This is a genomic window from Acinetobacter genomosp. 15BJ (assembly GCF_000400715.1).
Classification (GTDB): Bacteria; Pseudomonadota; Gammaproteobacteria; order Pseudomonadales; family Moraxellaceae; genus Acinetobacter.
On sequence record NZ_KE007351.1, the window covers coordinates 40,928 to 55,533 of the forward strand.

A 14,606-nucleotide genomic window follows, 5' to 3' on the forward strand; every position below is an offset into this window, starting at 1 on the left:
CAGCCTGACCTGTTAGACTGTAGTTGAACTATGTGGTAACTGCTTAATTGCACCAGCAAAAGTCAGATAATTAATCCCTTGGAATAGAATATCAATCGCAAGGAACATCCCTAGTACCCAAAAAGGTGAATCAGGTGATGACAGGATCAGAATCCCAGTTAATAGGGTTAATATGCCTGAAAACAGCACCCACCCCCAACCTGAAATTGGTCTAAGGATAAAGGCGTTCACTGTACGGATAATCCCTGCAATAATTAAGGCAACTGCCAAGAAACTGGTGAGTACCACCGCAGTAATCACGGGTGTGGTAAAAGCAAAATAACCCGCTGCCAAATAGAGCACACCAAACAAGGCCCACAGCCAACGTGTGCCACCTTTAAACACCATAAATGCGGCAACAAAATGCAAGATACCACCCAACATCATCAACACACCGAACAACAACACGGCAGATAATGTTGCAAATGGTAAAGCCGCTAAAAGAACAAGGCCAAAAATAACCAATAACACGCCCAATAACAGATACCATTTACGATCAGCATGCAGTTGATTGCGAATTAGATCGTTACCCACTGTTTTCATCATTATTTACTCTTTTATCATCAATGTTATATCTCTATATTGATCGCGTTTTTCACTGAGTTCTGTATAAGGCATGTTGAGAATTAATGACGGAATGTCAGAAAATGGATGTTTTCTTTGATCTTTTTAAGTTGTGTCATTATTTTTTAAAGATATGGATAAGTCTGAACTTATCCACAATTTATTTGATCCAGCCTATTTCTTGTGCGGTCAGCACACTGATCACGGTTTGTTCTAAATCGTTTGGCATTTTACTTTTGTGTTCAGACAATGGAATCCGTCCACCCATAATTTCAGCTTCGGTTTGTGGATAGAGTGGCTGTTTATCTGCCTGTGCATAGCCAATCGGAAAAATAGGTTCACCATTGGCTAAGTTATATTTATCGGTCGCGCCAAAACCATGTAATAACTCATGTACCAATACCACATTGTTTTGCTGCGTCTGTTTAGCCGAGGCAAATAAATTGACTGAACCAATTCGCCCTCGTTCCAACGCAGTTGAGTGTTTCAACTCACGTGTTTGCTTTGGGTCATAGAAATTCAAATATAAAGTTAAACTCGGTGAACCATCGATCGATTGATGCTGTTTCCATGCATAGAATCGGAACTTTAAACTCCATAGAATATTATCCAGAATATTCGCTTGCTCAGACATCTTCGGTGGGGTTTGTTGTAACTCACGTCCGATTTGAATCATAAAGTAGCTGCTTTGCCCTCGATATTGCTGGCTGTTTTTTTCTAAATATTGTTTGACCTCAGCAAAATCATCTTGCTGCAATTGTTGAATATACTGCTGTGTTGCAGTCAAACCATCCGCGTTAATCGGATGAAGTAAGATATTAATTGGCTGATTCCAATCCTGATTTTGATCCCGATAAGCATTCACTGCAACAATCAACAACACCAGTAGTAAACAAGCGACTCGGATATTTTTCCACATACACTTCACCCCAATAAAAATTAATTTTTCTTTTTATTTGTTCTATAAAAAATGCCAGCAATCGCTAGCATTTTTTTAAACTTTAATGTTTAAGCTTCAACCCATTTTCCATCTTGGAACACCAGACTCCACTTGGTTTGCTTGCCTTCAGCGGTCTCAGAACCCACATATTGTGCTTGGTTCTTACGGCTGAATTTCACTACCGTTGGATTGCCTTCAGGATCAACATCTGGCGCTTCTAACAAGAACTGGTATTTCGGATCAAGCTGCTCAGCAACACTGCGTAATTCAGCCACTTTCGGTGCACGCGTTTCACGGATTTTCGGGAATTTGCTGGCTGCTAAGAACAGACCTGCCGCACCATCGCGTAACACGAAGAAATCATCATGCTTGGCTGAACGTAAGTGTTCCATTTTAATTGGATCAACACGCGGTGGCGCTGGTTGACCGCTCTTTAATACTTTACGGGTATTGTCACAGCTTGAGCAGGCAAAGTAAGGACCAAAACGACCTGTCTTTAACTGCATTTCACCATCACATTTATCACATGGAATGGTTGGACCGTCATAGCCCTTGATCTTGAACTCGCCTTCTTCGACTTCGTAACCATCACAATCTGGGTTATTACCACAGACATGTAATTTACGGCCACCATCGACCACATAACTGTCCATTGCTGTACCGCATTTAGGACAACGGTGTTTCGACATCAAATCAGCAGTTTCAGCACCATCATCATCCGACAATGCCGCCAAAGACTCGACTGGCGTTAAGTTGAGTGTGCCTTTACAACGCTCTTTCGGTGGCAGGTTATAACCTGAACATCCTAAGAATACACCCGTTGTTCCGGTACGAACTTGCATTGGACGCGAACATTCAGGACAAGATACATCGGCAACTTCGACTGGCTGATTACGGCGCATGCCGCTTTCACCCTGCGCATTGGTTAAACGTTTCTTGAAATCACCGTAGAAGGTATCCAGTAACTCTTTCCAGTTACGTTCACCCATTGCAACACGGTCTAATTGACCTTCTAAATCAGCGGTAAAAGCATAATTCATCAGGTTATTAAAACTTTCATCCAAGCGGTCTGTAACGATCTCGCCCATCTTCTCTGCAAAGAGACGACGGTTTTCCAGTTTTACATAACCACGTTCTTGAATGGTTGAAATAATCGCAGCATAAGTCGATGGACGACCAATCCCTTTCTTCTCTAATTCTTTCACCAAAGATGCTTCAGTAAAGCGTGCAGGTGGCTTGGTAAAATGTTGACTCGGATCAAGTTTTTCTAACTTAAGTACTTCACCAACTTTCACCGCAGGCAATAAAATATCATCATCAGATTTATTGGCACCACGAACACGGGTAAAACCATCAAATACCAGAGTACGGCCTTTCGCCTTTAGCTCAACATTTGATGCCTCAACGGTCAACGTCGAAGATAAATATTCTGCTGGTGTCATTTGACAGGCAACAAATTGACGCCAAATCAAATCATATAAACGCTGTGCATCACGCTCTACGCCCGCAAGTTTATCGCCAGTCAAACCAACATCTGAAGGACGAATGGCTTCATGGGCTTCTTGTGCACCCGCTTTATTGCCATAGCGATTTGGCTTGGCAGGGACGTATTTTTCACCAAAGTTTTGTTGAATATGGTTACGCACCATATTCACAGCGTCATCACTCAAAAAGGTTGAGTCTGTACGCATATAGGTAATGAAACCACCTTCATACAAACGCTGCGCCAGCATCATGGTTTTCTTCACAGAGAAACCTAAACGCGTACTCGCCGCTTGTTGTAAGGTTGAAGTGATATACGGAGCGCTCGGATTAACTTTGGTTGGTTTATCTTCACGCAACGCCACTTTATATTCAGCATCTTTTAATACGCTGAGTAAGGCATCTGTTTCGGCTTTATTTTTAAGCTTGAGTGTTTTACCTGCTTGCTTAACCGCTTCTAAGCGAATGTCTTCTTTCTTGGAAATGGTATCTGCAAACACTTGCCAGTATTCTTCAGGGATAAAGGCACGGATTTCACGTTCACGCTCAACTACCAGTTTCACTGCAACTGACTGCACGCGTCCTGCCGATAAACCACGGGCAATTTTTTCCCATAGTAATGGCGACACCATAAAGCCCACCACACGGTCAAGGAAACGACGCGCCTGTTGAGCATTAACACGGTTTAAATCAAGTCGTGTTGGCTGTTTAAATGCTTCTTGAATGGCATTCTTGGTAATTTCGTTAAAGACCACACGATGGTAGCGACTATCATCCCCACCAATGACTTCTCTTAAATGCCAAGCAATCGCTTCCCCTTCTCTATCCAAGTCCGTTGCGAGATAGATTGCATCTGCATCTTTGGCGAGTTTTTTCAGTTCGGCAACCACATGTTCTTTGCCTGGGAGCACTTCATAGTGTGCAATCCAATCATGCTCTGGATCGACACCCATACGATTGATCAATGCAGACTGTGCTTTTTCGGCTTTCTGTTGATCCGTTAATTTGGCACGGGTTGCGGGCTTCTTTTCAGTGGATTTCGCCCCGCCTCCTGTCGGTAAATCACGCACATGACCGACAGATGACTTCACCACATATTGTGAACCCAAATATTTATTAATTGTTTTCGCTTTTGCAGGCGACTCCACAATCACTAAGGCACGTTTCTTTGCAGCAGATGCGGAAGCTGCTGTGCTTTCTGAAGCAGAGCGTGGAGTATTCGCCATAATAAATCGTTTTTCCTATGATCAATCAGAGAGTTAGCGCTGTGCTAAATCATGTAAATAAGCTTTTATCTGTTCAAGCTGTGTGGCTCTTAGGTCAGTTTCTTCATCCCAATACAGTCCGACACAGTTTGCCTGCATATCAATAGCATAAACTCCTTTTAATGCAATGGTTAAATCATTAAATTTCTGATCCCCTTGCACAACCTGAAGCTTGCCATCCACCACCCGCGCGCGCATTAACGCCAAGCGGGCATCTGGAATCAGCACACTATAATAAGCCACCATACTGGCACGTTTTTCCGATGCCATTGGAATCTTGGTCCATTCTGGCGCAACGATTAAACGCGGATGCAATCCCATTTTGCGCGCCTGATCACGCATCATACCCAATGCCTTTTCTCGTGGACTGACACGCAAGCCAAAAATCGAGCCAAGTACAAACAGTACAATCGCAACTGTGATCCAAATTCCAATATTACTCATAAAGTAGCCCAAAACTTTCTTTTATTAGCGTTACATAAGTTGAATCCAAAAGGCAAGTTTCAACGTAAAAAAATAATCTTGTATTCAACTGACCCTTTAAAGCACCCCTTTTCAGACTCTCAAAAGCCTAAAGTGCCAAATGCTTTTAACGCGCTTACTTTATTCGACTAGGGTTAATTTTCCGAATTGATCAAGATGTATATCGCCCCAATGCTTTAATGCAACAATAATCTGTTCCAGACTACGACCTAAATCAGTTAAACAATATTCAACTTTTGGAGGAACCTGAGGATAGACCTCTCGATGCAGAATGCCATCTTGTTCGAGTTCACGTAGCTGATTGGTCAGCATTCTCTGGGTAATACTCGGTACGCGCTTACGAATTTCATTAAAACGCAAAGTGCCTTCATTAAATAAATGCCAGAGAATGACACATTTCCACTTGCCATCAATCAAGCTGATCGCGGCTTCAACGGAACAGCCAGGGGAACAATCAAAACTCGAATGCCGCATTTTTGCCATTTTACAGTATCCTTTTTGACACTATGAGCGTTATTTGTCTGTAGTCACCAAAATTAAGCTTAAGTTATGCTGAGATTCCAATCAAGTGGAAGCAAAACCATGAAAGCTGTGGCATATCAAAAGGCAGGTGCAATTCGTTTAGACGATGCGCTTGTAGACATTGAGATCGACTCACCTGTTGCACATGGACATGATTTACTCGTTCGTGTGCAAGCTGTTTCAGTCAATCCAGTCGATACCAAAATCCGAAACAATAAAAGTGCAGAAGATCATCAATGGAAAATTCTGGGTTGGGATGCAGTGGGTGTCGTTGAGGCGATTGGCGAACAAGTCACTCAGTTCAAAAATGGTGACCACGTCTGGTATGCAGGAGCACTCAACCGACAAGGCAGTAATAGTGAATTGCAATTGGTTGACGAGCGTATTGTCGGACATAAACCCAAGTCACTCGATGCAAGCGAAGCGGCAGCACTGCCTTTAACCGCAATTACCGCATGGTAAATGCTGTTTGACCGATTACAAGTTCCTCGCGCTGCGGCTGAGAACACTTCAATCCTCATCATTGGCGGTGCTGGTGGGGTCGGTTCAATCACCATTCAATTGCTCAAACAATTAACCAATCTAACCGTCATCAGTACCGCATCTCGACCAGAAACGTCTGAATGGGTAAAACAATTGGGCGCTGATTATGTCTTAGACCATCGCCAAGCTTTAGCGCCACAAATTCAGCAACTCGGCTTAAATGCCCCTTTATATGTGTTTTCAACCACGCAAACCGATCAACATCTCACTGATATTGCAGAACTGATCGCAGCACAAGGCCATTTCGGTTTAATTGATGACCCTGAGCAACTCGACATTAGGCCCTTTAAATCAAAGTCTGTTTCGGTTCACTGGGAGTTTATGTTCACGCGCTCTATGTACCAGACTGAAGATATGATCCAACAGAGCCAACTTTTGAATCAGATTGCCAGCTTAGTTGATGAAGGAAAGATTAAAACCACAGTGAGTCAGGTACTTTCACCAATCAATGCAGAAAATCTGAAACGTGTACATCAACAAATTGAAAGTGGTACAACCAAAGGAAAAATTGTCCTGCATGGTTTTTAAATGCAATCATTCAAGGGAAATCCTCCAGTAATGCAACTCAGCATTGCAGGAGGATTTATTAATAATGGGGTGGTTTATCATTTATAGGATCAAAAGCTGCAATTCCTTCGGATAAATCTGAAGATTCAACCCGACGATATAAAAATTGCATTTGTTTTTTTAAATCAGCAATTTCCTGCGTTTGAATTGCAAGTTGCTGATTCAATTGTTCAACTAAATCATCTAAAAATGCAATTCGGACTTGCAAATCTTCAATGGGTGCGGAGAATGACGCGTGATTATCAAAATTTTGTGGTTTAGTCATTTCAGACCTCATCTGAACTTTTAGGAAACATTATGGCCTATATTACTTTAAGGGATGTCCATCTCGCATTTGGCGGACCTGCCTTACTCGATGGCGCGAACTTCAACCTAGAACGTGGCGAGCGAGTCTGTTTAATTGGTCGTAATGGAGAAGGTAAGTCTACTTTATTAAAACTGATTGAGGGAAGCTTGTTACCAGATAACGGTGAAGTTTCAATTCAAAACGGTTTAACTGTTTCAATGTTAGCCCAAGACGTCCCAATGGATTCAGGCAAAGTTGCCGACATCGTTGCCGATGGTGCGGGCGAAGCATCTATTGTGTTGAAAGAATACCATGAAGCCAGTGATGCCTGCGTATTAGGTGATATGGAAGCTTGCGACCGCATGGGCATGCTACAGCACAAACTGGATCAGTTGGATGGCTGGGCATTAGAAAACAAGGTCAACTCAATTCTGAGTAAAATGGGGCTTGATCCTAATGCTGATCTAGCGGATTTATCGGGTGGTCGTAAACGTCGTGTACTCTTGGCGCGTGCCCTACTGACTCAACCTGATGTATTGTTACTCGACGAACCAACCAACCATTTAGACGTCGAAAGTATCGAATGGTTAGAAAAGTTTTTATTGGATCAAAATAATCTAACCTTACTGTTTATTTCGCACGACCGTTCATTCGTTGACAGCATTGCGACCCGTATTGTTGAGCTTGATCGTGGCATTTTGCGTAGCTACGAAGGTAACTATTCTCGCTATCTCGATCTCAAAGCACAACAAATGGAAGCAGAAGAAAAACAAAATGCTTTATTTGATAAAAAGTTAGCTGAAGAAGAGGCTTGGATTCGTCAAGGCATTAAAGCACGTCGTACCCGTAACGAAGGTCGCGTCCGTGCGTTGCAAGACTTACGCGAACAATCTAAAGCACGTCGTTCACAACAAGGCAAAGTCAGTATGGCAACGCAAGAAGCCAATCGCTCTGGTAAGCTGGTATTTGAAATTGAAAATCTCAGCGTCAGCTATGGCCAACAACCACTGATCAAAGATTTCTCTGCTATCGTGCTACGCGGTGATCGTATTGGTTTGGTCGGTGACAACGGTGTGGGTAAAACCACTTTGATTAAAGCGATTTTAGGTGAGATTGAGCACGGTGGTTCTGTGAAAACCGGTACTCAACTCGAAGTTGCTTATTTTGACCAATTGCGTAATGCCTTAGATCTTGAAAAAACCGTCATGGCCAACGTTTCAGAAGGTTCTGATTTTGTTGATGTGAATGGTAACCGCCGTCATATCTATAGTTATTTACAAGACTTTTTATTCTCGCCAGAACGTGCACGCACGCCAGTTAAAGCACTTTCAGGGGGCGAAAGAAACCGTATCTTATTGGCAAAATTATTGCTCAAACCATCGAATTTAATCGTCATGGATGAGCCAACCAATGACTTGGATATGGTGACACTTGAGCTACTTGAGGAAATGCTGTCTGACTATAAAGGTACTTTGCTGTTGATCTCGCATGACCGTGCCTTTATGGACAATGTCGTGACTTCGACATGGGTATTCGATGGTAAAGGTAACATTGATGAATACATCGGTGGCTATCAAGACTATTTGGAACAACGCCCAGATCAAAAGGTGGTTGATCAGAAAAGTGATGTGAAAAAAGCACAAGCCAAAGCAGAAGCGGCTGCAGCACCTAAAAAGGTAAAACTCAGTTATAAAGACCAGCGAGAGCTTGAACAACTACCCGCTGAGATTGAAAAACTGGAAAACGAACAAGTAGAATTATCAGAAAAATTAGCTGATGGTTCTTGGTTTGTTTCAGACGCCAATGCCGCAACAGCAGCCAGCCAACGTCTAGCTGAAATTGAAGAAGTATTGCTAGAAAAATTGGAACGCTGGGACATTTTAGAAAATATGTCGAAAGGCTAGAAGCTTGGCATGTATTGATTAAAGGCTCCTGATGGAGCCTTTTTCTTTTTTAAAATCATCTGAAGCCACGTCAAAATCTAATCAGATGAACTGTACTTATGGTAGCTCTTTTGAAGCCGTATAAGCCTTTATTTCATCAACTTCAGATGCCTCGACCAAAGATAGATTTTTAGTTTCTGGAGCCCATAAAATCGAAATAATAGTTCCAAAAACCAAAATACACACCAGTAATAACATCGTGGCAGTCATTCCGATCTGTAACAGACTGATTGGAAGAATAAAAGTACTTGCTGCAGAACCAAATCGGCTCACTGCTGTGGCGATCCCAATGCCACTAGAACGAACCTCAGTCGGAAAACTTTCTGCAGGGAAAACACCAACTAAATTACTGACTGCAGATAAAATCATCGTAAATGCGGCAAACAAGAGTACCAATGCCCAGTTCAATGTTTCAGGCAATATGGTAATCAACAGTAAGCTGACCGAGAGCAATACGAAGGAATAGATTAAGAAACCGCGACGGGAAAATTTATAAGTACAGTAAATACCAATTACTGCGCCGAGTAGCAGCATCAAATTTAAGATGGTTTCTGTAGTGAAATCATTGGATAACTTCATCAATTCTAGAATCATCGGCAAAAAGGTATAAATTGCAAAATACGGCATCACAATACAGGTAAAAAAGATGCAATTGAACAAGGTCCGTTTCAGGTATTTTTGACTAAACAATAATTTAATACTGGAAAAATTATTTTGCTGCGCCACTTGATCTGTTTCACTCTCAATCGTGACATGTGCTCCAAAATATTTTTGAACAATCGCCCGAGCCTCATCTTTACGTCCATGTTGCATCAACCACCGTGGGGATTCAGGTGTTCCAATTCGTGCAATTAAAATAATTGCCGCAGGGATTGCTGTTGAGGCGAGTAAATAACGCCATGTATCAGGCCCAAGATCTAAATCAATCACGAACTTGGCAATGAATGTTGCCAGTACATAACCGAATGTCCACACCACACTAAATGAGCCTAAAATTGCACCTCGACTTTGTTTAGGCAAAAATTCCGCCAACAATGCATGCCCAACGGTATAGTCCCCACCCAGTCCAATCCCCATGAGCACGCGACAAAGAAACAGTTCTAAAGGTGTAGAAGCATAGAACTGGGCAATCGAACCGATCAGGACCAAAATGAAGCTAATACAAAAGATCTTCTGCCGACCTAATTTATCTGAAATAAATCCAAAAAATAAACTTCCTACAAAGAGGCCAATCAGAACAGCACTTCCGATTGCCCCCTGCCAAAAGGAATCTAGCTGCATCAGGGGGGTAATTAAAGTGAAAACCATCCCAATCAAACCAATGATATAGCCATCCGTTAAATGTGCACCGAAAGTCAGAGCCGTTATTTTCAAATGAAATTTGTTCAATGGCACATTATCAATATTTACGGTATTCATATACGCTCCCATTCCATGGAGTAAAATTGAATAATTCTTCTATCCAAAAATTTAAAAAGTGATGCTGACTCCAGCAAGGCTAGATCCCAATTCAATTCGATTGAGTTCTAGCATGCTTAGCTGATCAAGCAAGACCACCCAACAAGATGTACTTGATGTTTTGATATTCTTCTAAACCATACTTTGAGCCTTCCCGACCAAAGCCAGACTCTTTTACACCGCCAAACGGTGCTACCGCAGTCGAAATAATGCCCTCATTGATTCCCACCATTCCCACTTGCAATTGATCTGCAACCCACCACGTTCTCTTTAGATCTTTGGTATAGAAATATGCAGACAACCCATATTGGGTGTTATTTGCCAGGGCAATCGCTTCCTGATCCGAAGCAAAGGAAAAACATGCTGCGACAGGTCCAAAGGTTTCCTCATGCGCAACTAGCATTTTGTCATTGGCATGCTGAATAATCGTCGGTTCATAAAAGAGCCCACCTAACGCATGTGCTTGTCCACCCGTCACAATTGAACCGCCCTTCGCTAAGGCATCATCAATGTGGCGTTGCACTTTTGCTATCGCGGCCTGATTAATTAATGGCCCTTGGGTGACACCGTCTACAAGGCCATGACCAACTTTGAGTTTCTGAACCTCTGCCGTAAGCAGTTCAATGAATGACTCATAGACCGTTTCATGAATATAAAAACGGTTGACACAAACACAGGTCTGCCCGGTATTTCTATATTTTGATGCCATTGCACCCTGAACCGCCGCCTCTAAATCAGCATCTTCGAACACGATAAAAGGGGCATTTCCACCCAGTTCAAATGAGGTTTTCTTTAAAGTATCCGCAGCTTGACGCATTAATAATTTGCCCGTCGCAGTAGACCCCGTAAAACTGATTTTTTTCACTTTCTCTGAGTACTGTAAAGTTGCGCCAATCTCCTGCGCATTCCCAGAAACAACATTAAATACCCCTGCAGGCACACCCGCTTGCTCTGCCAGAACTGCAAGTGCAAAAGCTGACAGCGGTGTTTCTTCCGAAGGTTTTAAAATCATGGTGCACCCCGCAGCCAAGGCTGGGGCAACTTTACGTGTCACCATTGCTAATGGAAAATTCCAAGGGGTAATCGCCGCAACGACACCAACAGGCTCCTTGGTGACCATGATTTTTGTTTGCGCTTTAAATGTAGGGATAATATCGCCGTAGTTACGTTTCGCTTCCTCAGCAAACCACTCAAAGAAACTGGCAGCATAGACCACCTCGCCTAAAGCCTCAGCTAAAGGCTTACCTTGTTCCTCCACAAGAATCTCTGCCAATTGCTGCCGATACTCCAACATCAATTCACCCCAGCGTTTCAAGACTTGTGTTCGCTCAGCGGCAAGTGTTTTTTTCCATGTTTCTAAAGCATGATCAGCTGCCACAATTGCATGTTCTGTTTCTTCAGCACCGCATTTTAGAACCTGACTCACTTCTTGCGCATTTGCTGGATTAAAAACAGGATAAGTATTGGCTTGACTTGCCAACCATTGACCATTGATAAAGCTGGTATTTTTCTTTAAATCTAACATCTTATTACACCCCTACATCTACAAAACAGCCTTTAGCCTCACGAGCAATGCGCGAAATACGCTTCTCACTGGTGTAATCATTAATCAGATCGCAAGGGGTATAATTACGATCAATTTCATATAATTCATCTTCGTTGAATTGGGTCTCTAAGGCTTGTATTGCGGTTTTAAATTGATCTACGTTATCAGCGCCTACCAACATACTGTGAATGCCAGGGCGTTGCAGTACCCAAGCCTGTGCAACCTGTGCCATTGTTAAATTTTTGTTTTGAGCCACTTTACTCACCGATTTTACAATTTCAAAGCTCACAGCGTCGTTATACATCTGCTGGGTAAAGAAATCGGTGGTATTCCGTGTTGAACTCATTTCACCACTTAAAATGCCACGGGCTAAGGGACTGAATACTGAAACGCCAATCCCTTGATCAATACAGAAAGGAATCATTTCCCGTTCTTCTTCCCGATAAGCACAGTTCAGTTGCAATTGCATATTGATCGGTTTGACAAAACCATTGCACTCACATGAGATTAAGATTTTTGCCAACTGCCCAACGGTCATGGTAGACACACCAAAATAACGTGCTTTTCCAGACTTGATAATTTCATTCATGGCAGCAAGGGTTTCATCTACTGGGCTATCGACATCAAAAAAGTGCAGCATATAAATGTCGACATAATCGGTACCAATGCGTTTTAAAGATTGATCGATACTACTGAGGATATTCTTTCTAGAATGTCCTGTTTGATTGATGCCTCCACCTGTTCCATAGCCAACTTTTGTGGTGATGACCACCTCATCACGATTGACCAGTTTATGAATAATTCCACCAACAACTTCTTCACCTTTTCCTGCTGAATAAAAATCAGCAAGATCAATAAAATTGACCCCTGAATCCAGTGCATATTTAATAATTGGAGCACTTTGCTCAGCATTAAAAATCCAGGGTTTCCAAGAAGATGAACCCATATTCATGGTGCCTAAACATAGGCGCGAAACTTTTAAACCTGAATTTCCTAAATTGATATATTCCATGGTCTTCAACCTTAATGTTTAGGGGTATAAAATGGGTTTTTGATTTGTTTGAGTGCGACTAAATCATGCTTTAGCGGTAAATAATTCAATGCTGCATGAATTGCCCGAACACAAGCGTTGTAATTATTGTGATACACCTCATCCAAATCATTACAACTCGGATTAACCCAATTCGCGGTGACAATGGCCCACTCATTTTCAGCCTCAGGAGGAAATATCCCAGACGAGAGTGCTTCATTGATGGCCTTAGCAATACCCGCTTGTGATGCCCCCCAAGTCGCATTTGCATGCAAATCCCCTTGAATTTCCGCTTTATTGACATACAAAGTCATTGGTTTCACGGGGATATTGGGTTGAGCAATCACCATGAATGGACAATGACCTTGAGATGGTGAAGACAGACTATTTGCAAAAGCCTGTCCGACAGGACCACCACGTGGACCAATTAAAATATTGATATGTGATGCATTGACCCCCTCACCTTCAAATCCCTCGCCGATATAAACTGCAGCAGTTAAATTATCCATGTACTTTCCTTGATCGAATAAACTGCTATTACCATCCCTCGTTTTAAATAAAAATAAAATGCAAATTAATTCACAACACTATTAAAAAATCTAATATTAAAAAAACTCACACTGCTGTGAATTAAATTCATAGCAATTGTTAAATTTTCATTACAAATAAAACCTCAAACATGTTTTATTAACCAAAAACAAGTAAATTAAAATTAAATTTATTTTCAAGGATGAAAAATGTTAAAAATAAAATCAGCACCAATTAAAACTCTACTTTTCATAGGTAGTTTAGTAATAAGTCAAACCATTTATTCTGGAATAAAAACTGGCGAACCAACTTCAAGTTTAGGTCAATTAAATGTGGGTGGTGCAATCCGAGGTAAATATGTCTATGACCATGACGCCAACCCGAGTAGTAGTAAATTTTCTTTTAGTGATGCGATCTTAGCGCTCAACTATGAGTCTGCAACGCTTATTGGCGGGCTAGATTACCGTCTATATGAATATTATGGTCATATCGGTGATGCAAGCTGGTTAACAGATGCTTGGCTTGGCTATAAAATCAATCCAAACAATAAAATCATTGCAGGTTTAAACCCAGTCCCATTTGGATTAGATCGTTACTGGGGAAATACCTTTTTTCTTGGCATTGCCAATGTGATGGGTCTTGAAGATGTACACAATATTGGGATTAACTATCAATTCAAAACTGATAAAAATCAATTATCTTTAGCTTTCTATCCAATTGATGGCGGCAATTTTAGAGGGCATTCAAAAGATGCACGGCACTTCAGTATTAATATGGTCAATGCCGATGATTATGTTGAGAATGGAACCAATACCCAAGAAAAAAATATGATCATTGCCCGTTATGCATACTCTTCAAACTATGCTGACCTCAACTATCAACTTGGTACATCGGTCTGGTACTCAGACATCGAAAACAAAAATTATTCCAGCACAGGATCACGTCAAGTATGGTCTATTTTTGCTGATTTTAATTATCAAAGTTGGAATAGCAAATTATTATTTGGTCATCAAGACATTGATAATAAAGACCGCTTGAGTCCTGATCATATTAGCTTGGGCGGATTTGACTATTCTTATAATTCAGCAACGCAAGGAGACTTTTTTTCAACTGAGTTTAGCTACTTAATTCCATATCATTTTGAATATGCACAATCCATTCGCCCTTATCTCAATATCAGTGGTTATATCAATAAAAAGCATAGCAATACTGATAGTTACAGAGTTATTCCAGGTATTGCATTTAAAATTAAAGACCTTACCATTCAAGCAGAGCATTTAATCGGAAAGTATGATCCCTACCTTGGTGATCAAAATGGTTTAGCACAAGGATCAAATAATAACTAGAATCAAAAAACATATATTTCACTTGCTTATTATTTTTAACCAACCAATAGAATATTCCTTATTT

At 41.5% G+C, this 14,606-nt stretch carries 12 protein-coding genes and 1 pseudogene; 3 read left to right on the top strand and 10 right to left on the bottom strand.

All coding sequences use genetic code 11. The annotated features are described in order from the left end of the window. Positions 1 to 12 precede the first annotated feature (12 nt). The 5 genes from F896_RS02000 to F896_RS01980 form a co-directional block, all read right to left on the bottom strand. Complete coding sequence (locus tag F896_RS02000) at positions 13 to 585, bottom strand: HdeD family acid-resistance protein (RefSeq protein ID WP_005200279.1); 573 nt, start codon at positions 583 to 585, stop codon at positions 13 to 15. Positions 586 to 763: 178 nt separating this feature from the next. After that, the gene (locus tag F896_RS01995; RefSeq protein ID WP_016164982.1) at positions 764 to 1,522 is read right to left on the bottom strand and encodes a hypothetical protein; all 759 of its coding nucleotides are present in this window, start codon (positions 1,520 to 1,522) and stop codon (positions 764 to 766) included. An 89-nt stretch (positions 1,523 to 1,611) separates the two neighbouring features. After that, a complete protein-coding gene (gene topA / locus F896_RS01990) occupies positions 1,612 to 4,251 on the bottom strand; it encodes a type I DNA topoisomerase (protein ID WP_016164983.1) in 2,640 nt (879 codons plus the stop codon). Between the two features lie 33 nt (positions 4,252 to 4,284). After that, positions 4,285 to 4,734 (bottom strand): hypothetical protein, encoded by a 450-nt coding sequence (locus F896_RS01985; protein ID WP_004802536.1) that lies wholly within the window; start codon positions 4,732 to 4,734, stop codon positions 4,285 to 4,287. A gap of 159 nt (positions 4,735 to 4,893) precedes the next feature. Then, the gene (locus F896_RS01980) at positions 4,894 to 5,256 is read right to left on the bottom strand and encodes a winged helix-turn-helix transcriptional regulator (RefSeq protein ID WP_016164984.1); all 363 of its coding nucleotides are present in this window, start codon (positions 5,254 to 5,256) and stop codon (positions 4,894 to 4,896) included. A gap of 99 nt (positions 5,257 to 5,355) precedes the next feature. On the opposite strand from F896_RS01980, the pseudogene F896_RS0120120 reads away from it, so the two are divergent. Beyond that, positions 5,356 to 6,366 (top strand): annotated as a pseudogene (locus tag F896_RS0120120) (zinc-binding alcohol dehydrogenase family protein). Positions 6,367 to 6,424: 58 nt separating this feature from the next. Here the strand turns inward: F896_RS0120120 and F896_RS01975 are convergent. After that, complete coding sequence (locus F896_RS01975) at positions 6,425 to 6,670, bottom strand: SlyX family protein (RefSeq protein WP_004656007.1); 246 nt, start codon at positions 6,668 to 6,670, stop codon at positions 6,425 to 6,427. Between the two features lie 32 nt (positions 6,671 to 6,702). Here F896_RS01975 and F896_RS01970 point away from each other — a divergent pair, with 32 nt between their 5' ends. Then, positions 6,703 to 8,595, top strand: a complete 1,893-nt coding sequence (locus tag F896_RS01970; RefSeq protein ID WP_016164987.1) for an ATP-binding cassette domain-containing protein — start codon at positions 6,703 to 6,705, stop codon at positions 8,593 to 8,595. Between the two features lie 96 nt (positions 8,596 to 8,691). Here F896_RS01970 and F896_RS01965 read toward each other — a convergent pair whose 3' ends face one another. The 4 genes from F896_RS01965 to fae all read right to left on the bottom strand — a co-directional run bounded on the left by F896_RS01965 (position 8,692) and on the right by fae (position 13,177). Beyond that, positions 8,692 to 10,053: an MFS transporter gene (locus F896_RS01965; protein ID WP_016164988.1), complete on the bottom strand. Its 1,362-nt coding sequence runs from the start codon at positions 10,051 to 10,053 to the stop codon at positions 8,692 to 8,694. 124 nt (positions 10,054 to 10,177) lie between these two features. Beyond that, positions 10,178 to 11,617: an NAD-dependent succinate-semialdehyde dehydrogenase gene (locus F896_RS01960; protein WP_016164989.1), complete on the bottom strand. Its 1,440-nt coding sequence runs from the start codon at positions 11,615 to 11,617 to the stop codon at positions 10,178 to 10,180. 4 nt (positions 11,618 to 11,621) lie between these two features. Continuing rightward, positions 11,622 to 12,650, bottom strand: a complete 1,029-nt coding sequence (locus F896_RS01955) for an aldo/keto reductase (protein WP_016164990.1) — start codon at positions 12,648 to 12,650, stop codon at positions 11,622 to 11,624. A gap of 11 nt (positions 12,651 to 12,661) precedes the next feature. Continuing rightward, positions 12,662 to 13,177 (bottom strand): formaldehyde-activating enzyme, encoded by a 516-nt coding sequence (gene fae / locus F896_RS01950; RefSeq protein WP_016164991.1) that lies wholly within the window; start codon positions 13,175 to 13,177, stop codon positions 12,662 to 12,664. 228 nt (positions 13,178 to 13,405) lie between these two features. Here fae and F896_RS01945 point away from each other — a divergent pair, with 228 nt between their 5' ends. Then, the gene (locus F896_RS01945) at positions 13,406 to 14,542 is read left to right on the top strand and encodes a hypothetical protein (RefSeq protein ID WP_016164992.1); all 1,137 of its coding nucleotides are present in this window, start codon (positions 13,406 to 13,408) and stop codon (positions 14,540 to 14,542) included. Positions 14,543 to 14,606: the final 64 nt, after the last annotated feature.